19 protein-coding genes and 1 pseudogene are annotated in these 24,917 nt (G+C 62.9%); 8 read left to right on the top strand and 12 right to left on the bottom strand.

From position 1 onward, the window contains the following. The 5 genes and pseudogenes from slmA (QMO14_RS20400) to QMO14_RS20420 form a co-directional block, all read right to left on the bottom strand. Positions 1-389 (bottom strand): annotated as a pseudogene (gene slmA / locus QMO14_RS20400) (nucleoid occlusion factor SlmA); the annotation flags it as partial. A 154-nt stretch (positions 390-543) separates the two neighbouring features. Continuing rightward, positions 544-1,104, bottom strand: a complete 561-nt coding sequence (locus QMO14_RS20405; RefSeq protein ID WP_301509319.1) for a hypothetical protein — start codon at positions 1,102-1,104, stop codon at positions 544-546. 12 nt (positions 1,105-1,116) lie between these two features. Beyond that, positions 1,117-1,767 (bottom strand): nucleoid occlusion factor SlmA, encoded by a 651-nt coding sequence (slmA, locus tag QMO14_RS20410; protein WP_301509320.1) that lies wholly within the window; start codon positions 1,765-1,767, stop codon positions 1,117-1,119. Between the two features lie 68 nt (positions 1,768-1,835). Beyond that, complete coding sequence (gene argB / locus QMO14_RS20415) at positions 1,836-2,729, bottom strand: acetylglutamate kinase (RefSeq protein WP_019656864.1); 894 nt, start codon at positions 2,727-2,729, stop codon at positions 1,836-1,838. A 182-nt stretch (positions 2,730-2,911) separates the two neighbouring features. Further along, positions 2,912-4,009, bottom strand: coding sequence for a glycosyltransferase family 4 protein (locus QMO14_RS20420; protein ID WP_301509321.1), 1,098 nt, complete (start codon positions 4,007-4,009; stop codon positions 2,912-2,914). A 45-nt stretch (positions 4,010-4,054) separates the two neighbouring features. Between QMO14_RS20420 and QMO14_RS20425 the strand changes: the two genes are divergently transcribed. Next, positions 4,055-4,804: a glycosyltransferase family 2 protein gene (locus tag QMO14_RS20425; protein ID WP_301509322.1), complete on the top strand. Its 750-nt coding sequence runs from the start codon at positions 4,055-4,057 to the stop codon at positions 4,802-4,804. Positions 4,805-4,825: 21 nt separating this feature from the next. Here QMO14_RS20425 and QMO14_RS20430 read toward each other — a convergent pair whose 3' ends face one another. Both QMO14_RS20430 and QMO14_RS20435 read right to left on the bottom strand, forming a co-directional pair. Then, on the bottom strand, positions 4,826-5,809 hold the full coding sequence (locus QMO14_RS20430) for a glycosyltransferase family 2 protein (protein WP_301509323.1): 984 nt from the start codon (positions 5,807-5,809) through the stop codon (positions 4,826-4,828). Positions 5,810-5,819: 10 nt separating this feature from the next. Continuing rightward, positions 5,820-7,682 (bottom strand): glycosyltransferase family 2 protein, encoded by a 1,863-nt coding sequence (locus QMO14_RS20435; RefSeq protein WP_301509324.1) that lies wholly within the window; start codon positions 7,680-7,682, stop codon positions 5,820-5,822. Between the two features lie 218 nt (positions 7,683-7,900). Here QMO14_RS20435 and QMO14_RS20440 point away from each other — a divergent pair, with 218 nt between their 5' ends. From QMO14_RS20440 to QMO14_RS20450, 3 genes are read left to right on the top strand one after another with little or no spacing between them, the layout of a single operon-like run. After that, on the top strand, positions 7,901-9,319 hold the full coding sequence (locus QMO14_RS20440) for a mannose-1-phosphate guanylyltransferase/mannose-6-phosphate isomerase (RefSeq protein ID WP_301509325.1): 1,419 nt from the start codon (positions 7,901-7,903) through the stop codon (positions 9,317-9,319). Further along, positions 9,316-10,119, top strand: coding sequence for an ABC transporter permease (locus QMO14_RS20445; protein ID WP_019656858.1), 804 nt, complete (start codon positions 9,316-9,318; stop codon positions 10,117-10,119). The genes QMO14_RS20440 and QMO14_RS20445 overlap by 4 nt, the downstream gene beginning before the upstream one ends. Before the next feature lie 3 nt (positions 10,120-10,122). Beyond that, positions 10,123-10,824: an ABC transporter ATP-binding protein gene (locus QMO14_RS20450; RefSeq protein WP_301509326.1), complete on the top strand. Its 702-nt coding sequence runs from the start codon at positions 10,123-10,125 to the stop codon at positions 10,822-10,824. A gap of 20 nt (positions 10,825-10,844) precedes the next feature. Here QMO14_RS20450 and QMO14_RS20455 read toward each other — a convergent pair whose 3' ends face one another. Further along, a complete protein-coding gene (locus tag QMO14_RS20455) occupies positions 10,845-12,944 on the bottom strand; it encodes a glycosyltransferase family 4 protein (RefSeq protein ID WP_301509328.1) in 2,100 nt (699 codons plus the stop codon). A gap of 225 nt (positions 12,945-13,169) precedes the next feature. On the opposite strand from QMO14_RS20455, the gene QMO14_RS20460 reads away from it, so the two are divergent. From QMO14_RS20460 to QMO14_RS20475, 4 genes are all read left to right on the top strand, one after another. Continuing rightward, complete coding sequence (locus QMO14_RS20460) at positions 13,170-14,468, top strand: FkbM family methyltransferase (RefSeq protein ID WP_301509330.1); 1,299 nt, start codon at positions 13,170-13,172, stop codon at positions 14,466-14,468. After that, positions 14,468-18,220, top strand: coding sequence for a glycosyltransferase (locus tag QMO14_RS20465; RefSeq protein WP_301509331.1), 3,753 nt, complete (start codon positions 14,468-14,470; stop codon positions 18,218-18,220). The genes QMO14_RS20460 and QMO14_RS20465 overlap by 1 nt, the downstream gene beginning before the upstream one ends. A gap of 61 nt (positions 18,221-18,281) precedes the next feature. Then, on the top strand, positions 18,282-19,319 hold the full coding sequence (gmd, locus tag QMO14_RS20470; protein WP_301509332.1) for a GDP-mannose 4,6-dehydratase: 1,038 nt from the start codon (positions 18,282-18,284) through the stop codon (positions 19,317-19,319). Further along, positions 19,316-20,194, top strand: a complete 879-nt coding sequence (locus tag QMO14_RS20475) for an NAD-dependent epimerase/dehydratase family protein (RefSeq protein WP_301509333.1) — start codon at positions 19,316-19,318, stop codon at positions 20,192-20,194. The genes gmd and QMO14_RS20475 overlap by 4 nt, the downstream gene beginning before the upstream one ends. Here QMO14_RS20475 and QMO14_RS20480 read toward each other — a convergent pair. From QMO14_RS20480 to QMO14_RS20495, 4 genes are read right to left on the bottom strand one after another with little or no spacing between them, the layout of a single operon-like run. Continuing rightward, a complete protein-coding gene (locus QMO14_RS20480; protein WP_301509334.1) occupies positions 20,187-20,576 on the bottom strand; it encodes a GtrA family protein in 390 nt (129 codons plus the stop codon). The genes QMO14_RS20475 and QMO14_RS20480 overlap by 8 nt on opposite strands. 8 nt (positions 20,577-20,584) lie before the next feature. Then, a complete protein-coding gene (locus tag QMO14_RS20485) occupies positions 20,585-21,919 on the bottom strand; it encodes an NAD(P)/FAD-dependent oxidoreductase (protein ID WP_301509336.1) in 1,335 nt (444 codons plus the stop codon). Between the two features lies 1 nt (position 21,920). Next, a complete protein-coding gene (locus QMO14_RS20490; protein ID WP_301509338.1) occupies positions 21,921-22,850 on the bottom strand; it encodes an NAD(P)-dependent oxidoreductase in 930 nt (309 codons plus the stop codon). A gap of 33 nt (positions 22,851-22,883) precedes the next feature. Continuing rightward, the gene (locus tag QMO14_RS20495) at positions 22,884-24,914 is read right to left on the bottom strand and encodes a hypothetical protein (protein ID WP_301509340.1); all 2,031 of its coding nucleotides are present in this window, start codon (positions 24,912-24,914) and stop codon (positions 22,884-22,886) included. Between the last annotated feature and the right edge of the window lie 3 nt (positions 24,915-24,917).

A 24,917-nucleotide genomic window follows, 5' to 3' on the forward strand; every position in this document is an offset into this window, starting at 1 on the left:
GGCGGCGCCGCGCAGCACCTGGCGCAGCGTGGATTCGATCTTGTCGAAGAACTGGTGCATGCGCTGCTGGAGGCGCTCGTTCTCGTAGACCAGCGCGTCGCCCACCATGACGCGGGTCATGCCGGGGTTGCGCTCGGCGAATTGCACCAGCAGCGTGAGGATGCGCGCGGCCTGCTGCGCGCCGGTGGCGCCCTCGCGCTCGAGGATCTGGTTGACCAGCGTGAAGACGCTCTGCTCGATGAAGTCGATCAGGCCCTCGAACATCTGGGCCTTGCTCGCGAAATGGCGATACAGCGCGGCTTCACTCACTTCGAGCCGCGCGGCCAGCGCGGCAGTGGTGACCCGCTCGGCACCCGGGGCTGCTCGAGCATGGCTCCCAGGGCCTGCAGGGCCGGCGAGCCGGAACGCAAGGTGCGCGCGGCGCGGCGCAAGGACGGGATATGAGTGGACGACGCGACGTGGGGGAGATCGTCGCGGCTGGAGCGAAGGTGGGTGTGCAGGTCGCTTGACCGGCCAAGCCCGTTGCCAAGGGCTTCTTCCGGCCTAGCAGCGGCCGATGACCTTGCGGACGCCCTCGATGAAGCGGTCCGCGTCGGCCCTGCCCGTGGGATTGGACTTGAGGTAGCTGATGCGCAGCTTCACGAAGTTGTTGCGCACGACCGTCATGTACGTGTACGACACCAGTTGGGCACCGTCGAGCTCCATGTCGTAGCCCTTCCAGATGAACTGCGGGCCGCAGCCTGCAAGATGCGTGACCTGACCGGGCGTCGACGGGACGGTGACTTTGCTCGCGAGGCCCGGCGCCTCCATCTGCTTCACTTCACCGATCACCTGCGCGAAGTGCTTGCGCACGATGGCCGAATCGGTGCCTTCGGGAATGCTGCTCAGGCCGCCGGTGTACACGTAGACGGTGCCCTGGACGGGGCCGGCGTGCAGATAGCCGGTCGCGGCGCCCAGCGCCTTCTGCGAGAAGGTCTCACGGCGCCGGAACTGGAATCCGCTCACCTCGTCGGGGAAGGTCACGCCGATCGCATCCTCATAGGCCGCCGCCGATGCGAAAGGAGAAAGGCACAGCAGTGCCAGGAACAGGATCAGCGCACGCATGACGACGACGCCTCAGACGATCAACGCGATCGTGGCCTCGAGGTGCTCAGACGGCGCGCGGCGAAAGCCCGAGCGCGCGAAGCGCTGCAGCTGCCCCACCACGAGGGCCGTGAGCGCCGCGGCGCGCACCTGGGCGTCGACGCTGGGCGTGGCCGATCCATCGGCCGCGGCGGCGCCGCGCAGCACCTGGCGCAGCGTGGATTCGATCTTGTCGAAGAACTGGTTCATGCGCTGCTGGAGGCGCTCGTTCTCGTAGACCAGCGCGTCGCCCACCATGACGCGGGTCATGCCGGGGTTGCGCTCGGCGAATTGCACCAGCAGCGTGAGGATGCGCGCGGCCTGCTGCGCGCCGGTGGCGCCCTCGCGCTCGAGGATCTGGTTGACCAGCGTGAAGACGCTCTGCTCGATGAAGTCGATCAGGCCCTCGAACATCTGGGCCTTGCTCGCGAAATGGCGATACAGCGCGGCTTCACTCACTTCGAGCCGTGCGGCCAGCGCGGCAGTGGTGACCCGCTCGGCGCCAGGCTGCTCCAGCATGGAGGCGAGCGCCTGCAGGATCTGCACGCGCCGCTCGCCCGGCTTCGGGCGTTTGCGCGCCGGGGGAGCGGTCGTTTCCGCAGGAGTCTCTACGCCGGAAGCACTGGTCGTCTCTTCGTTCTGCATGGGAGCGCGTGCAAAGATGTAATCAATTGATTCTCGCACAGCGCAGTGAGCACGCGCCCACGCCGGGCTCAACGGGCGCGGATCATCGTCCCGTAAGCCTGGTCCGTCAGGATCTCCAGCAGCATCGCGTGCGGCACACGGCCGTCGATGATGTGCACCGCGTTCACGCCGCTCTTGGCCGCATCGAGCGCGCCTTCGATCTTGGGCAGCATGCCGCCCGAGATGGTGCCGTCGGCGAACAGGTCGTCGATTTCGCGGGCGCTGAGGTTGGTGAGCAGCTTGCCGTCCTTGTCGAGCACGCCGGGCGTGTTGGTCAGCAGCATGAGCTTCTCTGCCTTGAGCACGGTGGCGAGCTTGCCGGCGACGACGTCGGCGTTGATGTTGTAGCTCTCGTTCTCCTCGCCGAAGCCGATGGGGCTGACCACCGGGATGAAGGCGTCGTCCTGCAGCGCCTTCACCACGCTGGGGTCGATGGAGACGATGTCGCCGACCTGGCCGACGTCGTGGTGCACGTTGGGGTCGTTGCGGTCGGCCATCTTGAGCTTCTGCGCGCGGATCAGACCGCCGTCGCGCCCCGTGAGACCCACGGCCTTGCCGCCGGCCTGGTTGATCAGGCCCACGATGTCCTGCTGCACCTCGCCGGCCAGCACCCATTCGACGACTTCCATGGTCTCGGCGTCGGTCACGCGCATGCCCTGGATGAAGCTGCCCTTCTTGCCCAGGCGGTTGAGCGCCGCCTCGATCTGCGGGCCGCCGCCGTGCACCACCACCGGGTTCATGCCCACCAGCTTGAGCAGCACCACGTCTTCGGCGAAGTCGGCCTGCAGCGCCGGGTCGGTCATGGCGTTGCCGCCGTACTTGATGACGATGGTCTTGCCGTGGAACTTGCGGATGTACGGCAGCGCCTGGGCCAGGATCTCGGCCTTGTCGCGCGGGGGGATGTTGAGGACGGGGTCGGTCATGGGCGGTCAGGCTCCGAAGCGGTGGACGATCAGGTGAAGCTCAAATTCTCGCGCAATCCCGGTGACAGCCGACTGACTGCGCGGGAACACCGTGGAACCGGCTTTGCCGGGCCACCGGTGTTGCCCCCTGCAAGGGGGTTGGCGCAGCGACACGAAGTGCGCGAAGCCTGGGGGGTGCCTGTTCACGGCCGCAGCCAGCGCGGGACCTTGAAGCGCACGATCATCAGGTACGCGCCCACGTAGGTGGTGACGAACAGCAGGCAGAAGAACATCAGCACGATGGTGTTGTTCCAGAACAGCACCGCCGGCACCACCGACAGGGCCGCGAACATCCACAGGTAGGGCGAGGTGCGGTTGTTGCGCGCCAGGAGCTGCCGGGCCTCGTCATCAGCGAAGGCCACGCGCACGATGCGGCGGAAGATCAGCTGGTGGAAGTGCAGCGCATCGGCCGTGCCGGGCGACTGGCCGCGCGCCAGCTTGCGGTAGATGGAGAACAGCGTCTCCCACACCGGGTAGATCAGCAGCAGCATCGGAAACCAGGGCGATACCACGCGGTGGCGCTGCACCAGCGTCACGCAGGCCACGGCGATCACCATGCCCCAGACGTAGGCCCCGCCGTCGCCGGCGAAGATCTTGCCGCGCGGGTAGTTCCACACCAGGAAGCCGAAGGTGGCACCGACCAGGCAGATCACCATGGCCGCCAGTTGCCGGTCGCCAACCTGCAGCGCCACGTGAGAGATCGCCAGGCAGACCAGCACGGCGACCGTGCCCGCGAGCCCGTTGTAGCCGTCGATGATGTTGAAGGCATGCGGCAAGCCGCCGATGGCCAGGGCCGCGAATATCACGGTGGCAAAGGGAACCATCGCAAGCCAGCCGTCCACCGTCTCGAAGCCGGTGCGCGCCACGCCCAGCCGCAGCAGCCAGCACAGCAGCAGCGCCGAGCCGATGGTCAGCCCCAGCCGGTAGCGCACCTTCACGCGCTGGGTGACGTCCTCGACGATGCCGCCCAGCACCGCCGGCAGGATGCACACCAGCGTGAGCATCGAAGTCGTGACCGGCCAGGAGACGTTGAACGGATCGGTGCCGGTGATGCCGGCGGCCAGCCAGGCCGCCCCCATGCCCATCAGGATGCCCGCACCGCCCAGGCGCGGCACGTGGCCCTTGTGGAAGCGCTGGGGCATGTCGGTGCCGTAGATGCGGGCATGACGCCGCGCACGCCGCATGAACACCTGGACCGAGAAGGCGGCGACGAAGAAACTGATGACGATCAGAGCAATCATGTGTGGGGGTTGGGGAACCCTAGAATTCCCGGGCGAAATTAGACCATGCCCACGCCCCCCTCCCCCCGCCTTCCCGTCACCATTTCAATCGTGAGCCACGGCCAGCTCGCGCTGGTGCTGCCGCTGCTCGAGCAGCTGGACACGCACAGCCGCGCCGTCATCGACAAGGTTCTGCTCACATTGAACATTCCCGAGGCCGATCTGCTCGCCGGCCGCAGCTGGGGCTTCGAGGTGGAGCGGATCGAGAACGCGAGCCCCAAGGGCTTCGGCGCCAATCACAACCAGGCGTTCGGGCGCTGCGGCACCGAGTGGTTCCTGGTGCTGAACCCCGACATCCGCCTCGACGACGACGTGCTGTCGCCGCTGCTCGCGCAGGCCGCGGCAGACGCCGGCCTGCTCACGCCGCGCATCCTGGAGCCCGGCAAAACCGAGCCGGAACCCCATCGGGCGCTGCTCACGCCGCTGGAAATCGTAGGAAGAAAGAAGCCCGGCTATGTTCGCCCGGCGGTGCCGGCATGGATTCCGGGGCTTTTCATGCTGTTTCGCAGCAAGGCCTACCGGCAGGTCGGCGGCTTCGACGAGAAGTTCTTCATGTACGGCGAGGATTTCGACATCTGCGCCCGCACCCGGCTCGCGGGCTGGAAGCTGCAGGTGGGCGAGAACCTGCTCGCCCGGCACGACGCGCAACGCGAGAGCCACCGCAGCAGGAAGTACCTGTACTGGCACGTGACCAGCCTGCTGAAGGTGTGGCTGTCGGCCTCGTTCTGGCGATACCTGCGACTGCAGGGCCGCTAGCCGGCCCTTCGGCCGGGACGGTCAGCCGCGCTCGAAAACGTCCTGCACGATGGCCTGCTTGCCACGGCCGAAGCGTTCATAGCGGCCGCGCGCGGCCTCCAGGAGGATCGGAAGCACGCGCAGCGGACGCGCCGCCGGCAATCCGGCCCTGAACCGCTGGTGTGCAACCTTGGCGCGCTGCGCATCCAGGCAGCCCGGCCGTACCCGGTCGCCGAGCTGCTGCAGCCGCTGCAACAGCGCCTCGGCACGGCGCAGCCGAGCCACATGCTTGTCGCCGCGTTCCACGAAAGCCTTCGCCACCTTCTCGGACAACGTCAGCCGACGCGCGCCGATCTGGTTGTTGCCGTGCTGGCGATAGTCGATGGTCGGCTCGGGCAGCACGTCCATGCGGCCGGTGGCCGCGGCCACCGCCGCGAGCCACTCGTCGTGCACCCACTCGGGCGAGAACGGCAGCGCCGCATCGAGCAGGCTCCTGCGGAACATCGTCGTCGCACCGGTCACCAGATTGCGCCTCAGCAGCACGCCGAAGGCCTCGCCGCCCGCAATGGCCTGCAACTCGGCCGGCTGCACCTCGAGCGCATGGAAGAGCGTTGAGCCCAGCGGCTTCAGATCGCCGTCGACCAGGCGTGCGTCGGTGTGCAGCAGCAGCAGATCGGGCCGAGCCTCGAACTGCGCGACCATGCGCGCCAGCCGCCCCGGGTGCCAGACGTCGTCCTGGTCGCATAGCGCGATGAGCTCGTGGCTGCAGGCGCGCACCGCCTGCTCGAAATTGCGCGTGACGCCCAGCGGCGGCGAGTTGCTGAACACGCGCAGCGCGATGCGGTCGGCCATGCCGCACTGCGCGAGGGTGTCGCGCACCACGGCCAGCGTGTCGTCGGTGGATGCGTCGTCGGACAGCACGATTTCACGCGGCGGGGGCTCCTGCGCGCAGATGCTGCGCACCTGTTCGGGGAGGTAGCGCGCGCCGTTGCGGGTGCAGAGGGCGACGGAGACTTCGAGCGTCATCCGATCTCGATCAGACCGGAGCCAGGCGTGGGGGCCAGGCGTAGCTGAAGTCCTCGCGGGCCAGCATGAGGTTGGGGCTGTAGGCGGGGTCGTTCTGGATCAGGTCGCCCCAGCGCTGGTGCATGTAGGCGGCCTCTTCCTGGAACTGGGTCTGTTTCTGAGACGAAACATCCTTGGCGCGGGTGGCGGACTCGTGGTGGAACAGCTCTGCATAGGGCGTCCACACGTTGCGCAGGCCCGCTTCGCGCAGACGCAGGCAGAAGTCGATGTCGTTGAAGGACTCCTTCAGATGCACTTCGTCGAGCCCGCCGACCTCCAGGTAGTGGCTCTTGCGGATCACGAGGCAGGCCGCGGTGACCGCCGAGAGCGTCTGGATCAGCGCCGCGCGACCTGCATAGCCTTCGCGGCCCATCGGCATGCGGCGGTGCGAATGGGCGGCGATGCCGCCCACGCCGAGGATCACGCCCGCATGCTGCAGCGTCCTGTTCGGGAACCACAGCCGCGCGCCCACCGCTCCCACGCCCGGCTGCATCGCGAGGCTCACCATCTCGCTGAGCCAGTCTGGCGTGATGACTTCGATGTCGTTGTTGACCAGCGCCACGAGTTCGCCGTTGGCCACCGCCACCGCGCCGTTGTTCAGCGCCGCGTAGTTGAAGTCGCGGTCGTCGCGCAGCACGCGGACCTTCGGCGTCTCCGCGGCGATGCGCCTGAACCAGGCCAGGGTGTCTGCGTCGTCGGAGCCGTTGTCGACGATGATGATTTCGTAGTTCGGATAACTGGTCTTCTCCAGGATCGACTGGACGCACTGCCGCGTGAGCTGCAAGGCATTGCGCGTCGGGATGATCACGGAAACCAACGGTAAGACATCGGGCAAGTCGTAATGCACGCGGTAGCCGAAATCGAGGTGCTCGGCGGTGGCCCGCACTCCCGTGCGCTCGAAATGCTCGTTCAGCGCCCGCTCGCCCGCGATGGCGGCGTACGGCTTGGCGTTCATCGACTTGGCCGTGCTTTCGACGTGCACGCGCCAGTGGTACAGCACGCGCGGAATGTGGCGGATCTGGCTGGGCTCGACCCGCTCCATGCAGCGCAACACCAGGTCCCAGTCCTGCGAGCCCTCCATGCCCACGCGGAAGCCGCCAACCGAGCGCATGAGCTCGGTCGAGAGCACGCCCAGATGGCTGAACATGTTCTGCGAACGGAAGAGATCGACGTTCCAGTCGGACTTGAAGTACGGCCCAAAACGGTGGCCGCCCTCGTCGGCCTTGTCCTCGTCCGAATAGATCAGCTTCACGTCAGGATGGGCCGCGATGCAATCGGCCACCCAGAAGAGCGCATGGGCCGGGAGCAGGTCGTCGTGGTCCATGAGCGCGACCCAGGGGCCGGAGACCAGTTCGAGTGCGCTGTTGGAAGCAGCCGAGATGTGGCCGTTCTTCGGCCGGAACACGACCTTGATGCGCGGGTCGCTTTCGCTGTACGACTTGAGGATCTCGCGCACTTCCGCCGAGGGCGAAGCGTCGTCCGCGATGCAGAGCTCCCAGTTCGGGTAGATCTGGCCGCGCACCGACTCGATGGCTTCGCGCAGCCAGACCGGGTTGGGGTTGTAGGTGGGCATCACGACCGAGATCAGCGGCCGATCCTTCATGGCTGCCACCCGTTGAACGATCTTCTCGCGCAACTCGGGCGTCAGGGTGTCGTAGCGCTGCACCCACTTCGTGTAGTCGTTGTAGCCCCCGAAACGCCGCCCCAGCTCCCAGCGGATGCCCGGCCAGCCCGACTTCCTGAACATTCGCCATGCCCGCTGCACGCGCCCCATCATTCCGGGGCCTTGCCAGAGTCCGGCCAGGCCGAGGAAGAATCGATAGACAGATTTCATAGAGAGATTGGGCGCCCGAGGGGCGGGTGGGGCGGAGCCTTGAGAAATAGCTGAATCGGCCGAAGCGATGCCGGAACGCGGTGTCGCAAGCCTTGCGGGAGGGGATTATCTTCGCAACCAGCCGCAACAAAGCCCCCGAAGGCCGGCGTTTCGTCCAGCACGCCGCGCCACCTGAGGGCTCCCGTAAAATTGATCGGTTAAAAAGCTAAAGGAAAACGATGAGGCTACTCTCTGTGGTGCTTTCGGGAGGCGCCGGTTCCAGGCTCTGGCCTGCTTCGCGTCAAGCCTTTCCCAAACCGTTCATGAAGCTCGGTGACTCCACCCTGCTTCAGCAGGCTGTCGAGCGTGGACAGGCTTGCGGCACCGGCGACCTGATGGTTGTGACCAACAAGGAACACCTTTTCCTCACGAAGGACGTGCTCGGGCAGATGAGCGACCCGCCGACCACGACCTTTCTCCTCGAGCCCAAGGGACGCAATACTGGCCCGGCCATCGCGTTGGCAGCGCTTCAGTGCATCCGCCAGTTCAGCGGCGACACGGTGATGCTCGTCCTGTCCGCAGACCACCTCGTTCCGGACGTGGAAGCCTTCGTCGCCAGCGCTACCGAGGCCTTCCGCCTGGCGCAGGAAGGTAACCTCGTCGTGTTCGGCGTGAGCCCGACCAGTCCCGACACCGGCTTCGGCTACATCGAGGTCGAGCACGTCTCGCGCGAAAGCCAGTCGGTAAAGCGCTTCGTAGAGAAGCCCGACCTCGAGACCGCTCAGAAGTACCTCGCCACGGGCCGCTACTACTGGAACAGCGGCATGTTCGCCTTCACGGCGGACACCATCATTGCGGCGCTCGAAAAGCACGCCCCCGAGGTGATCCGTGCTGCAAGGCACGCATTGGAAACATCGAAGACTTCCGGCAATTCAATCAACTTCGACCTGCACGCCTTCGGCCTGCAGCCGGACATCAGCATCGACTATGCCGTGCTGGAACACGCGTCCAACGTGCATGTCGTTCCCGCCAAGTTCAGCTGGAGCGACGTGGGCTCCTGGCCCTCTGTGTCCAACGCGCTGACGCCCGATGCAAGCGGCAATACCCTTCCCGACGATGTCGTGGCCCTCGACACGACAGGCACGCACGTGCAGGTAGAGAGCTATGGCCCGAAGGTCGTTGCCACCGTGGGCGTTCATGACCTAGTGATCGTCGACACGCCCGATGCACTGCTGGTGCTTCACAAGGACAGCGCACAGAAGGTGAAGAAGGTCGTCGACGTGCTCAAGGCTCGCAAACACGAGACGGTGCACCTGCCACCGGTGGTCCATCGCCCCTGGGGGACCTACGCCTCGCTCAAGGAAGAGGAAGGCTACAAGGTCAAGCGCATCACGGTGCGTCCCGGCGAGGCCCTGTCGCTGCAATACCATCACCAGCGCGCCGAGCACTGGGTGGTGGTGCAAGGCCGCGGCATCGTGCAGATCGGAGAAACCGAGTACGAAACCCTCCCCGGCCAATATCGCTACATTCCACTGAAGGAAAAACATCGCCTGACCAACATCGGCGACGAGGAACTGGTGCTCATCGAAGTCCAATGCGGCGGGTACCTGGGCGAAGACGACATTGTCCGCCTCGCAGACACCTACGGCCGTACATGAGTCAAGTCCACTCCAATCTTCATCGAAGCGCCCTGTCCGACTGGTGGCAGGGCACCCGCCGCACAGACATCTGGTGGACCCTCGCCTGGTTCGACATCGTCCTGCGCTACCGCCGCTCCATGCTCGGGCCGATGTGGCTCACACTGAGCATGGGCGTGATGATCGCCGGCATGGGGCCGTTGTACAGCTCGCTGTTCGGCACCGAGCTCTCCCGCTTCTTCCCGCACCTGGCGCTGGGCATCATCTTCTGGGGCTTCTTCTCCAGCATCGTCACGGACGCCTGCAATGCTTTCATCGGCTCGTCCAACTACCTCAAGCAGGGCTACTTTCCGATCAGCCTGTTCGTCTGGCGCAGTCTGGCGCGCAACCTGATCCAGTTCGCGCACCAGATCGTGCTCTACATCCCGGTGGCAATCTGGGCCGGCGTCTCGCTATCCTGGTCGGTGCTGCTGGTGCTGCCAGCCTTTGCCATCCTGATCATCAATGCTCATGCGCTCGGCCTGCTGCTGGGGCTGATCTGTACGCGCTACCGCGACGTAACCCAGATCATCACCAGCGTGATGCAGATGCTGATGTTCCTCACACCCGTTTTCTGGCTCCCCGAGAACCTGCCCGGCCGCGCCAAGTACGTGCTGTGGAACCCCTTCGCGCAGATGCTCGATCTTCTTCGCACGCCGCTGATGGGCGGCACCGCGCACATCCACAGCTGGATCGGCATCCTGTTCTGGACAGCGGTTTGTCTGACCCTGGCCATCCTGATTTTCTCGAAGTACCGCCGCCGCGTCGTCTACTGGCTCTGATTCATGGCATTCATTTCTCTCAAGAACGTCGCAGTCAACTTCCCGATCTACGGCGCCGGCGCGAACTCGCTCAAAAAGACTCTTGCAGCCTCGGTTACCGGCGGTCGCTTCGGCAAGGAAACCGGCGTGACCGTTGTGCAGGCGCTCAGCGGCATCAACCTCGAACTGAAGAGCGGAGACCGGCTAGGCTTGATCGGCCACAACGGCGCGGGCAAGTCGACCCTGCTGCGTACGCTTGCCGGGGTCTATGAGCCGTCGTCGGGTGAATTCACACGACAGGGCACGGTGGCCAGCCTGATCGATCCTTCGCTGGGCATCGAGATGGATGCCACGGGCGTCGAGAACATCATGCTGCGCGGGCTCGTCATGGGCATGAGCAAGAGAGATATCGACCGCCTGACGCCCGACATCTGCGAATTCAGCGGCTTGGGCGAATACGTCAACATGCCTGTGCGCACCTATTCGACCGGCATGATGATGCGGCTCGCGTTCTCGATCTCGACGAGCGTCGAAGCTGACATCCTGTTGATGGACGAATGGCTTTCCGTGGGCGACGCGGCCTTCACCGAAAAGGCTGAAAAGCGGATGAAGGATGTGGTGGCCAAGTCCGGCATCCTGGTGCTCGCCTCGCACTCGCCGGACCTGATCGCTAAGGAGTGCAATCGCGTGATCCACCTCGAGCACGGGCGGATCGTCGAACGATAACGACCGGCTGGTGATTGCCGCTATGCGCGCGGCGCACGCCGCAGCAGCGCCCTGATTTCCTCGATACGACCGGCCATGCGACGACCCGCCGAGTGAAGCGACAGATCGGCTTCGGCGCTCTGCCTGCCGCGCGCCCCCATCTGCCGCGCCCATTGCGGGTCCTCGTACAGGCGGCGCATCAGCCGGGCGGCATCCTCCACCGAAGGCTCGGCCCATTCCATGTCGGCGCCGTACGGCGGGATGAGACGGCCGACCTTGACCCGCTCGTAAGGCACCAAAAGGCTGTTCTCGTCGTTCATGAAGTCCATGTTGCCCGAGAAGGCCGTCGCGATCACGGGCTTTCCCATGAGCATAGCTTCGGCCATGGTCAAGCCTAGTCCCTCGCAACGATGGAGCGACACGTACGCGTCGCACGCATTCATCAACGAAAGCACCTCGTCTGAACTGAGTACCTCGTCGATGATCCTGATCGCCGGCGAATCGGCCGCCGCGTCGCGCAGTTCCTGAAACTGTACGGGGTGCCGGTCTCCGAACGATGTCTTCAACACCAACGTAACGGACTCGTCATCCCGAAACGCCGTCTTGAATGCGCGAATGAGCCCGAGTGGATTCTTGCGTTCCATCACACTCACCATGTGAAAGGTGAAGAGGAAGGTGAATCGGTTCTTGTCCAGATTGAAGTGCGCACGGTCGCGTGCCTGGAAGGGCGCCAGAGTAACACCCGGGAACAACGTTCGCACCGGAACGGACAAACGCTCGCGCAGCCCCTTGGCGATGAACTCTGTGGCCGTCCACACCTCGTCCACTTGGTTGGCGTAGGCGCACCAAGCCTGCGGTATCGAATCAAACTCCCAATACCAATAGGCGATGCGATAGGTCCTCGGCATGCGCTGCGCCAAGTCCGCCCTGGTGTAAGCCCTTTCGAAGAAGGGCTCGGGCTGCACGTGGATGATCGTGATATCGCTGGACTCGAGACCGTCGAAGCACACGTGGCGTGGATCGTCCCGCACGTCCGTACGGACGTCCCGCAACGAGGTCCGGATACCAGCCAGCCCCAGCGCCTTGGTCATGGCTTCCACGGAAACACGCAATCCCGAGGGGTAGCAGAAATGGCCGATGAGGTTGACACCATCGTCGAGCAATTCGGGCGCCAGCGCTTCGACGTCGAGCGCGGCACACCACGAGCGGGCCTCCGACGCCAACGGCACATGCTCGCCGGAGGCAAGCCACTCGAGCAATGCCCGTGCGGCCGAGACATTGGAGAGTGCATCAGGATGCGCAAGCCGCCAAGCCGTGTGCGCCAGATACCCGGTACGCACTTGCAGCGCAGGTCGTGCGAAATGGTCGATCGCAATCAACCCCGTCGGAATTCGATCGACGCCATAGGCAGTTGCGACCCAGTCCGAGAAGCGGGACCAGCCGAAGACCGTCAGTGCATCGGGAAAGTCCTGCTGCCATTGCGCTGTAAACAAGAAGGCACGCACCAACTCGCCTTGCGGGTTCTCCTGCGCCTGCAGGAACAGCCACCAGACTTCTTCGAGCGCCAAGTCGCCAGCCTCCAGTCCGTGCTGCATGAACCACCGGAAAAGACCGCGCCGTCCCGACGGCAGCAGACCATGGGGCATAACCGCGCGAACATCTTCGCTCGCCAAGAAGAACTGCCTCGCCCGCTCGGCAAAGTCGGCGGAAAGAAGCGCAACCAGTTGCTCTGCGCCTTCCGGCGTCAACGCCAGATCTTCCTGCCCTTGCCGGCTGTGCAGCCACTCTGCAAGGCTGTTGTCGGCCGGGGGGGAAAACGCGCGGGGAAAGCGGTCGCGCAGATCCTTGCGCCGGCGCAAAGTGTCCACCCAGAAGCGCGCCGCGCTCGACTGGTCCGAGACCGAACGGGCGTCCGTTGGCGGCCAGAAAACCCGATCCTGAGGCAAGCCCGCAGCCTCGAGGACGTCGTCAGGGTCGCAAAGATCAAGTGTGGCAACCGATGCCGCGCTGCCAGCCCGCCGCGCGGCCTCTTGGCGCAAACGCTCGTCGTCGAGCAACAACTTCAGCGACCGTGCGCTGGCTTCGCGGGCCGCGCGCTCACGCAGGAACCGCATCCGCTCCGGCATGCGCCATGGCGTCATCAACCAGTAGGCTACTTTAGGAACTCTCCGCGCCGCTCTGCGCAGTAAATCAAGCCTTAGCATGGGGGCAAGGCACTTTCGCTAACAAACGTAACTTCATCATCGGGTCTTGTTCGAATGTGGCCATCATGCCAAGGATCCAATGATTCCGCCTCGTAAAATAGCGGAGATGCGCAAAAGCGTTCATTTCACTGGGAGAACCGTCGGCTCGGCCGCAAGTCGTAAATGACTCAAAAGAACAGCCCCAAGGCTTTCACTTCATACGCGCAGAATTTCGAGGACGTCATGCTCTGGCGAGCGCTGAAGCATGTGCCTGCCGGTGTCTACGTAGACATCGGAGCCCAGCATCCAGTGGTGGATTCCGTCAGCAAGGCGTTCTACGAGCAAGGGTGGCGCGGGGTACACGTCGAGCCTGTTCCGTACTATGCAGAACTTCTCAGGCAGGACAGACCTGACGAGGTCGTCCTGCAGCTCGCGCTTTCCCACACAGCAGGAATTCTTGACCTTCACGTGATCAAAGATACGGGCCTCAGCACGGGCGTGAAAGCCTATGCCGACGTCCATCAGGCCGAGCATGGTTTTGCGTACATGACAGTACCAACGCCTATGCTGCCGATGAAGACCGCCTTGGCATCGCTGGCCGGTCGCACCGTTCATTGGCTGAAAATCGACGTGGAAGGCTTGGAGGAAGAGGTTCTTCGGGGGTGGGACAGCAACATACTTCGTCCTTGGATCATCGTCGTCGAGGCTACCGTACCCATGTCGACCGAGTTGCGCCATGAAGGCGCCGAACGCATTCTCGTCGAGGCGGGTTACCGGTTCGCCTACTTCGACGGCCTCAATCGCTTCTACGTGGCAGAGGAACATGCCAATCTGCTGCCCGCGCTCAATGTTCCGCCTAACGTGTTCGACTACGCCGAACTCAGCGGACTCTCAGGAACGTGGTGCAACGGTCTCATCGCGCGCCATAGGGAAGAACTGCGCGCGTCCGCGGCGCAACTCGAGGCAGAGCGCGCCGAACGAGCCCAATTCGAACTGAGAGCCCGCGCCGAACTCCGCGACGCACGCACGGCCCTCGAAGATGCAAGGAATCGGGCTCACGAAGCTGCAATGCGCACCGTTCAGGCAGAAGCGCAGGCCACCATCGCCGAAGCGCGCGCCAGCTTTGCCAACGAGCGGGCCCGCGACGCCGAAGCGCGGGCATTGCAGTCGGCAGCAACGCCGCTGCGGCGGCTGGCTTCAGCGGCGATGGAAGGCCGCATCACCAGCGGCGTCAAGCGCCGCATAAAGACGGCCCTTCGCGTCGTTGCGATCACAATCGGCCGCCACCCTCAGCTTAAGCGCGCGGCCACCCTCACCTTGAGATGCGTCCCGCCGCTGAGGCATCGCCTGCAGGCCATGCTGGCACCGCCGCCCAATTCCGCGCCGCAGAGCGCGCCGGAAAGACCACTGCCCATGTCGCCCGACACCGCCCTGGTGTACAGGCAGCTGCATCAAAGACAGCAGCGATCGAGGCACGCCTGATGCGCATCGTCATCGACCTTCAAGGTGCGCAATCCACCGGAAATAGAAACCGCGGTATCGGACGCTACTCCTTGTGCTTGGCGCAGTCGATGGCCCGACACGCGGGAAAGCACGAGATTCTGCTGGCGTTGAACGGACGCTTCCCGGAAGCAGCGAACGATATCAAGACAGCCTTCCACGACCTAATCGATCCGGCGAACATCAAGGTCTGGTACCCGGCCGCGCAGTCGGGCGCTGGCGCCAGAACGCCGGGCGAAGTGCTCGCCGACGAGAAGCTCCAAGAAGCATTCTTGGCCAGCCTGAAGCCGGATGCGGTGCATGTATCGAGCCTGTTCGAAGGCCTTGGTGACGCTACCGTCACGAGTGTAGGCCGCTTCACAGGCACGCCCACGGCAGTCACGCTCTATGACCTCATCCCGCTGATCAACTCACACCCTTACCTCGACAACCCCGTCATGCGCGACTGGTATATGGGCAAGGTGGAGGCCATGCGCAGGGCGAGCCTGTGGCTCGCCATTTCGGAGTCGTCGAGACAGGAAGGCCTGTCCCACCTTGGTCTGGATGCGGCACGCTGCATCAACGTGTCCACCGCCGCAGGCGACCACTTCCGTAAGCTCAACGTCACGCCCGAGCGTGTACAGGCATTGCGTGCTCGATACCGCCTTGACAAGCCGTTCGTGATGTACACCGGCGGCATCGATCATCGCAAAAACATTGATGGCCTGATCAGGGGCTTTGCGCTGCTCCCCGCGGAAATGCGCGCCCAGCACCAGCTCGCCGTGGTGTGCTCGGCACGTCCCGAGGACCGAAAGGCATTGATGGCACTGGCTCGCGAGCAAGGGTTAGCCGAAGGCGACGTTGCGTTCACGGGGTTTGTGCCGGAAGAAGACCTGGTCGACCTCTACAACCTGTGCGCGCTGTTCGTTTTCCCGTCATGGCACGAAGGGTTCGGCCTGCCGGCGCTGGAGGCGATGTTGTGCGGTGCGCCCGTAATCGGCGCCAACACCTCCAGTCTGCCCGAAGTCATCGGGCGGGACGATGCGATGTTCGACCCGCGAGACGACAAGGCCATCGCTGCCAAGATGTCACAGGTGCTGGGCAACGACGCGTTCCGGCGCGAATTGATTGAGCACGGCGCCCTGCAGAGCAAGAAGTTCTCGTGGGACGAATCGGCGCGACGCGCCTTGCAGGCTTTCGAACAGCTGCACGAATCGCACACCGCCAAGGCCGGCTCCATGCACACGCGAGCCGATGCAGCGCGCCCCCGTTTGGCGTACGTGTCGCCGCTGCCGCCCGAACGCAGCGGCATCGCGAATTACAGCGCAGAACTGTTGCCCGAACTCGCGAAGTTCTACAACATCGAATTGGTGACCAATCTCAAGGCCGTCGACAAGCGCGAACTTAACGAGTCGTTTCCGCTGCGCAGCGTCGAATGGTTCCGCAACAATGCCTATGCCTTCGACCGGGTGCTTTACCACTTCGGGAATTCCGAGTTTCACCAGCACATGTTCTCGCTGCTGGAAGAGATTCCCGGGACTGTCGTTCTACATGATTTTTATCTGAGCGGCATCCAAGCACACAGAGAGAACGTCGCAGGCGAAGCGTTTGCCTGGACCCGAGCACTTTACGACTCCCACGGCTACGGGGCCGTCGCGGAGCGTGTGAAGGCAGCGGACACGGGAGACGTGATCTTCAAGTACCCCTGCAACTTCGGTGTACTGCGGCTCGCCTCGGGAGTCATCGTTCATTCGCCCTACTCGCTGGAGCTCGGGAGGCAATGGTTCGGCGGTAAGAGCACAGACGGCTGGACGGTGATCCCCCTGCTGCGGGCGATGCCTGAATCGATCGACGAGGCGAGGCTTCGCGCACGCGAGGAACTGGGCCTGGACGACGATCAGTTCCTCGTTTGCGCATTCGGCCTGCTCGGGCCGACCAAGCTGAATCACCGCCTGCTGGACGCGTGGCTGCAGTCATCGCTGGCTACCGATCCGCGATGCCGTCTCGTGTTCGTCGGAGAGAACGATAAGGGGCCCTACGGCGTTCAACTCGAACAGGTCGTTGACAGTTGCGATCGGACCGCCCAGGTGAGTATCACTGGTTGGGTCGACTCCGAGACATTCCAGCGCTACCTGAGCGCTACGGATGTCGCAGTGCAGTTGCGGACATTGTCGCGCGGAGAAACCTCGGCCGCAGTGCTGGATGCATTGGGCCGGGGCGTTGCCACAGTGGTCAACGCCAACGGATCGATGGCATACCTCCCGTCCGATGCGGTCGTGATGTTGCCCGAGGATTTCAGCGATGACTCTCTCATACAGGCGTTGGAAGACCTCCGCCAATCGCCAGCCACCGCGCGTGCATTCGGCGAGAAGGGCAAGGAACTGATCCGTAAAACCCACGCACCGGCCGATTGCGCCCGGCAGTATGCCCAGGCGATCGAGTTGTCTGCATCGCTCGCGCAGTATGCGCGGTCTGGATTGATTCGATCGATAGCAGAGGACATTTCGTTGTCCGACGAAAGCCTAATTGAAGCCGCGAAGGGCATCGCACGCGCCTTACCAATACCGGCCGCGAAACGCCAGCTCTTGGTCGACGTGTCGGAAATCGTGCAACGCGACTGGCAAAGCGGTATTCAACGGCTGGTGCGGTCGCTGCTGCGTTCGTTATTCGACAGCCCGCCTGAAGGTTATCGGATCGAGCCGGTCTATGCCCTGAAGGGCGAAGCAGGATACAACTACGCAAGGAAGTTCTCGCTGCGTTTTCTCGGCTGCCAGACCCCGGGCCTCGACGATGCGCCAATCGATGCGCGGGACGGCGACGTTTTTGTAGGCCTCGACCTCCAACCGCACATCGTTCCGGAGCAGGCCGACTTCTACAAAGCGCTGAGGCAACAGGGTGTGCGGGTCGAATTCGTCGTGTACGACCTGTTACCCGTCTTGCTGAGCCACCGCTTCTTCCACGACGCCAAATCGGTGCACGAGCGCTGGCTGAAGGTCGTTGCTCAAAACGATGGTGTTCTTGCGATCTCCAATGCCGTCGCGGACGAGTTCACGGCATGGGCTCTCGAGCACGCGCCCGAACGCATCGCGGCAGGCCTCAAGGTCAGATCTTTCCATCTCGGCGCAGATATTGCCAACTCATTGCCGACAACCGGCCTGCCACTGGCAGCCAGGTCGACACTGGCCCAGATCGCGGCAGCGCCAGCCTTCCTGATGGTCGGCACGGTCGAGCCACGCAAAGGGCATGCGCAAACGCTCGACGCGTTTGAGCAACTCTGGCACAACGGCATTGACGTCAATCTCGTGATTGTGGGCAAGAAGGGGTGGATGGTCGAAGAGATCGTCGAACGGCTGCACCAGCATGCGCAAAAAGGCCGGCGGCTGTTCTGGCTCGAAGGCGTCAGTGACGAGTACCTGGAACGCCTCTACAACGATAGCGCTTGCCTGATTTTGGCTTCTGAGGGCGAAGGCTTCGGGTTGCCGCTGATTGAAGCCGCAATGCACAGGCTCCCGATTCTCGCGAGAGATCTACCTGTCTTCAGGGAAGTCGCGGCAAGCCATGCGTTCTACTTCGACGGCACCAAGGGAGAAGACATCGCGGCCGCCGTCATGCGCTGGCTTGATCTGTTCAAGCAAGGGCAACATCCGCGGTCGGAGACAATGCCGTTCCTGACCTGGCAACAGAGTACAGAGCAATTCAAGGCGGCCCTTTTTGGCCCCTCCTGCCCCGGGACCGCACCGTCACGGCCCGATTGATTTCAACCCGGGTGTGCCGCGCATGCGCCACCCGTCATTCAGTGAGAAAAGGAAGATTCCGATGAAAAAGCGCGCTGTTGTAACAGGCATTACAGGCCAAGACGGTGCTTACTTGGCGGAGCTGCTGCTGGCCAAGGGCTACGTGGTCTATGGAACCTATCGCCGGACGAGTTCAGTCAATTTCTGGCGCATTGAAGAGCTGGGCATCCAGAACAACCCCGATCTTCACCTCGTGGAATACGACCTGACGGATCTGGGCAGTTCAATCGAGCTGATCAAGGAAGCGGATCCCAGCGAGGTCTACAACCTCGCCGCGCAGAGTTTCGTCGGCGTGAGCTTCAATCAGCCGGCGGCGACCGCGCAGATCACCGGCGTAGGCGCACTGCACCTGCTGGAAGCTATTCGCCTAGTCAATCCCAAGATCCGCTTTTACCAAGCATCGACCTCCGAGATGTTCGGCAAGGTGCAGGCCATTCCACAGATCGAGAGCACGCCGTTTTATCCGCGCAGCCCCTACGGTGTGGCAAAGCTCTACGCGCACTGGATGACAATCAACTATCGCGAGAGCTACGATATCTTCGGCGCCAGCGGCATCCTATTCAATCACGAGAGCCCGCTGCGTGGCCGCGAGTTCGTTACACGCAAGATCACCGACAGCGTTGCCAAGATCAAGCTCGGCAAGCTCGACGTGCTCGAACTCGGCAACCTCGATGCCAAGCGCGACTGGGGCTTTGCCAAGGAATATGTAGAAGGCATGTGGCGCATGCTGCAGGCCGACGAGCCCGACACCTTTGTCCTGGCCACCAACCGTACTGAGACCGTGCGCGACTTCGTCACGCTCGCATTCAAGGGCGCGGGCATCAACGTCGAGTTCAAGGGCACCGCGGAATCCGAGATCGCGATCGACACTGCCTCCGGCGCAACCGTGATGCGGGTGAATCCCAAGTTCTACCGGCCCGCTGAAGTTGAACTGCTCATCGGCGACCCTGCCAAGGCCAAGGCCAAGCTGGGCTGGGCGCCGGCCACCACGCTGGAACAACTGTGCCAGATGATGGTCGAGGCAGATCTGCGACGCAACGCCCAAGGCTTCTCATTTTGAAGATCCTGCTGACTGGGGCGGAAGGGTTCACCGGTCGCCTGTTCGCCGAGCATGCGACCGCGGCGGGCCACACCGTCGTCGCACTGCAGGCCAACCTGACGAACGCGGACGCTCTGCGCGGCGAGGTGCTGAGCACCGCGCCGGATGCGGTCGTGCATCTCGCCGCAATCAGTTTCGTAGGCCATGCCCACGACGAAGCGTTCTATGCCGTCAATGTGATCGGCACGACCAACCTGCTCAACACGCTGGTGCAGTTGCCGGTTCGCCCGCGCCGCGTGCTGCTGGCCAGCAGCGCTAACATTTACGGTAATACGGCCGAGTCGCCCATCGACGAGACGCATGCACCGGCACCCGTCAATCACTATGGCATGAGCAAGCTCGCCATGGAGTACATGGCTCGAACGTATGCTGACCGCTTGAATCTCGTGATCACGCGCCCGTTCAACTACACGGGTCCCGGCCAGGACGACCATTTCCTGATTCCCAAGCTTGCGATGCACTTCGCGGCCCGCGAGCCTTCCATCGCGCTGGGCAACCTGGACGTGGAGCGCGAGTTCAACGATGTGCGAATGGTCTGCGACGCGTACCTGCTGCTGCTTTCGCACGGCGAGCCCGGCGAAACCTACAACATCTGCTCCGGCCAGCCCTACGCACTGCGTTTCGTCATCGACACCTTTGCGCGTCTGACGGGATATTCGCCGCGCATCGAGGTGAACCCCGCGTTCGTACGGGCCAATGAGGTGCACCGGCTTTGCGGCAGTGCGACGAAGCTGCAGGCACTTTTTGCAACGCACGGCGTCACGCTGCTCAGTCCGCCGCTGGAGGAAACGCTGCAGCGAATGCTGCAGGCGGCCGGATCCGGCAAGGCTACTTGAATGTCAGCATCCGGTGGCCGACGTAGCTCGTGACGACCGGCACGAGAACACCGATCAGGTGCGCCACAGCCTCGGCATGCTCGACGATGCCCAGCTTCGGAAACACCCAGCGGGCAAGAACGAGGCTGATAGCCAGCGTCTGCAGCACAGCGAGCACATTCACGCCGACGAACTTCATGATCTGCGGGCCGAGCGCGCTCTTCTTTGCGTCAAACACATGCTGGCGCATCAGCACGAAGGCGACCACCATCCCCACCAGGTAGGCTAGGACAATGGCCGTGCCGTAGCCCAGCCAAAGGCTGAACAGGAAGCGCGACCCGTAGTTTGCGGCGGCGGCAATGCCGCCGGCCATGAGAAACCGGAGGAACTGCGGCGTCAGCAACGCGCTATTCATCTGGTTTGCGCGGCCGCGGCCGACTTCGCCAGTTCGCGTCCGAATCCGATGCTCTCCGAGATGCCTCGGTCTTCCGGGTAGTAGTACGACGTATCCGCCACCCACAACCCCTGCACCGGCAAGGCGGCAGGCGGAAGGCGATCCAGATAGCCCGGGTCACAGATCGGCTGCGCGTAACGGTAGCGGCTGGCACGCATGTCGATGAAGTCGTCTTCCGTCAGCGCCGGATTGATCTTCATGCAGTACCGGCGAACCTTGGCCAGGAAGACTTCGTCCGCGTCCTGGAACTTCGGATGCTCCCCCGGCATGTAGAACGGAACGTACAGGACATGAGGGCCCAGCGGTCGCAAATTGCTGTACTCCACCAACCCCGGGATGTCCATCTCGGGGTCGTTAATGTTGAGCCAGAAATTCTCGGTCAGGGGCTTGCGCAGCTTGGCGATGACGCAGACCACGGCGATGTTCTTCAGTGCGGCAAACGCTTGCAACGTCTGCGCCGGCAGCTCCGGCATCAGGCGCGGCACATAGGGCAAGGGAACGGTGCTGACGATCTTGTCGAAGACCTCCATCCCCGCCGCCGTTTGCACCCCCTTCACGGCGCCATCTTCGATCACCACCTTGGAGGCCGGAGACGCGAGACGGACCTCGCCACCCTTGGCCTCGATCGCCGCCTTCAGCGCATCCAGCAACGTTTGCGATCCGCCGTCCAGGTAGCCGAGCTTTTCCTTGAACAGGCTGTAGCGGGAACGCCCGATGCGGCGAATGCGGCTCCAGATCCACGCGGCCGACAGGTTGGAGCTGTGCTCGTAGAACTTGTAGTCGAACAGACGCTTCCACAGCACCTCGTAGGCTTCGGTACCGACCCATCGCTTGATCCAGCCGGTGGCCTCGACGTGGTCGAGCGGCTTCCAGTCGTTTCGCTTGGTTGAAAGAAAAGCGTGCAGGCCGTAGCGGAACTTGGCGACCAGCCCCAAGCCCTTGAACGTCAGCAAGGCCATCGGATTTCCCCATGGCTGAAGACGGTTCTGGTACCAGTAGCCCATCTTCGTGGCCACCCAGTGCATCTTCGAGGAGAGGCCGAGTTCTTCGAGCACCTGGAAAAAGGCCGTGTCCGAGGTGCAATGGAAGTGGTAGTAGCGCTCAATCTGCAGCCCGCCGAAATCAAAGGCCGCCGTCATTCCGCCCACGCGGTCGTCGGCTTCGAACACGACGGGCCGATGCCCGTCGAGGGCCAGTTGGTAGGCGACAGCCAGACCCATGGGGCCGGCCCCCAGAACGGCGATGCGTTGCCCGCGCTGCGAGCCCGGAGCGACAAGGTTCGATTCCGCCACGTCAGAACTCCAGTGCGATCTTGCTGTAGACCGGATGATTGAAGGTCTCCTCGACAGCCTCATTGAACGGCGTACTGCGCACACCGAAGATTCCGGGCCAGTCGATCACCTCGAACTCGTCGCGCGCCACCAGAGCCTGGAGCTGCTGCGTGGTGAACGGCGGATTGCGATCGAACAACGACCAAGTCCACAGCAAGCCGTAGAACAAGCCATAGGGAATCTTGACGATCCGAGCCTTCGCCTTGGTGGCGCGCTTGATCTCGCGAATGATGTCAATGTAGTCGACCTGCTGATGCCCGGTGATGTTGAAGATTCCGGTGCGGACGGTGTTTTCGATGCAACTGATGATCACGTTGCAGAAGTCGCCGACGTACAGCGGCTGGCGCATGAACTTGCCGTTTCCCGGCACGGGAAACACGGGCACCTTCGCCATGAAACGCGACAGCCATCCGAGATGCTTTCGATCGAACCAGCCGAACATCAGGGTCGGTCGCAGGATCGGGCATTCGATGCCGCTGTCCAGGACCATACGCTCCTGGTCCTTCTTGCTGCGGGTATAAAAATCGTCGGCCACGGACTCCACCACCGACGAGCTGATATGGACCAACTGGGGCACCCTGTTCTTCTTGACGGCTTCGAGGATGAGTTCCGTGGAAGTCACGTTGTTGTCCACGAATTCCTGGTAATCGATGCCGCCGATCTGCGCTTGCAGCATGACCACCACGTCAGCACCTTCGAAATGCGCAAGCCAGTCGCCGCGCTTGGAAACATCCGCGTATTCCGCAACCACGTCGGGATGCGCTCGCGCCAGCACCTCGAGGTTGGGACGGTGCTTGTCCAGCACGACGATCTGCGTGAATTTTTCGCGATTCAGGCGGGCAACCAGGTTTTGCCCGACGAGACCGGCCCCTCCGGGAAGAACTATTTTCATACCGAAACCCTAACAAACAAAATGAGGCACATGCTATTGCGCGTAGCGAACGCCAACGCCGAGCAATCCGATGGAGAGGCGCCGGTCGTCGCCGGAAAGACCCAGCTCTTTGGGAGACTGCTTTCCATCGAGCTTCAGCACGACCGTCGTGATGGGAGATCTGTTCCACAGCGACGGGGCGACGCTCACATGCATGACGCCCTGACCTGAAACTTCCTCGCTGCCGATTTCCTCGCCATTGACAAGTACACCCACGTGCTGCGACTTGATCTTTCCGTTGCCCAGATAAGGAAAGACCTCAAAGCTCAGGTCGACCGGCTTCGACGCGCTCTTTGACTTGAATTGCAACGCGATCATGTTGGTAGACAACCATTCCCATTCGTCCGGCCTGCCGGGACGCGGGGACGGTGCAGCAACAATTTCGCACTTCGCTTTCAGCGGATTGAATTTTTCGATCTCGCCGCGGGTGTCCAGGGTCGGCGAATCGTCACGGATCCGGCAATAGTCGCTTTCGGTGAACTCGAGAGGAAGATGGTCCACCTTCGCGGTCCAGATTTCCATCGAGTTGTTCTTGTTTATCAAGCGCTCTTCGGTGTAGCCGGTTCCCCAGCCGAAGACATAGGTCCAGTCGTTCGGGACGAAGTAGGGAACGTTCGATCGGGTCAAGCGCACGGCCAGGCCGGTATTGATGCCCCAATCCTGTCCGTCGATCTGGTTGATGGCGATCCGGCTGCCGGGATTTTCAAGATGAACCGACTCGCTGCCGCCCAGCATCGTCGAGTGCTTGCTGAAAACCTCGAAGTTCGCGTTGTACCGCGGCACGATGAAAAAGGCGGCCACGATCCAGAGAAGCGAAAAAACCAGCAACATCAGGCGAGGCAGCCGCGCGATGAGGCAGTAGACGACCAGCAATCCCAGCAGGCCGACGATCGAGTACACGAAGAAGGAGTTGAATTCGTAGAGCGGCCCCGTGATCCGAAGCGCCCACAGCGTCGAGAACGCCAAGGCCAGAATGCAGAACAGGGCCAGGCGTTGCAGTTCGACCCTCGACGCCCTCAGGTTCAGCAGCCACTTCATCGGAAGCACGAGTGCGGCGGTCACCATGAGCAGTTCGAAAAGAACCTTGAGGCTGCCCAGCTTCACGTCTCGGGCAGTGTCCAGCCACTCCGGCTTTCTGTCGAAGATGAAATAAGAAGCGACGTAGTTCATCGCCTGGTTGAATTTGGGCGTCTGATCATGGTTCGACTTCATGTACGTCAGAACTCGCACCGCGTTGCAATCCGGGCAACGGGTCAGGTCGATGATGATGGGAATCAGGAAGATGCCCATGATCACGAACGAGGCAGCAAAAACCCCTGTGCGCTTGCGGCCGGAAGTCCACGCAGGATCGATCACCTGCCGCGCCTTCGCCGCCCATGCAAAGCTCAGGATTGCGGCAAGAAAAACCGGGAACGTGAGCACCGGCTGCGCGATGTGCCCGTGGCACAGGACGCAGACACAGAAGACGCACACGGGCAGGAAGCGGAACCAGCCCAGGCTCAGCGCCGCCGAAGAAATCAGGAGCAGCAGATACGGGCCGAACAGCACATGCGGCGCCCAGATGCTCGATACCGCGATGTAGCCAATGCCCGCGCCCAGGCACGCCACCAGAATCCATGCGAGAAGAATTCTCTTGTCGCGCACCAGAAACAATGAAATGGCGACCGAACTCGCAATGAATCCGCTCTGGAGAATGATGCCGAAGAACACATGCGCCTGATGCGGCGAGGGAACGAAATGCAAGAGGTCGACCAGAACCATCTCGCCGAAGGCATACACATAGAAGAAGAACGGGCCCGGATGGTTGAACTGCCATCTCGAGTAGTTCCCGTAGATCTCATGGAAACTCTTGGCGCGGATGATGTTCAGTGCATTGGCCGCAAAATCGCCCGCCTCCAACCTGTAGGGGCCGAAGACGAAGCCAGCCGCAGTTGCCAGGACGATCGCAAAAACGGCAAGAAATACGATCCACCAATATCGCCATTCGACACGGGCTGCAGCATTGCTTCGAACTGACTCACTCATCAG

This window comes from Variovorax sp. CAN15 (assembly GCF_030462475.1).
In the GTDB taxonomy this organism is placed as follows: domain Bacteria; phylum Pseudomonadota; class Gammaproteobacteria; order Burkholderiales; family Burkholderiaceae_C; genus Variovorax.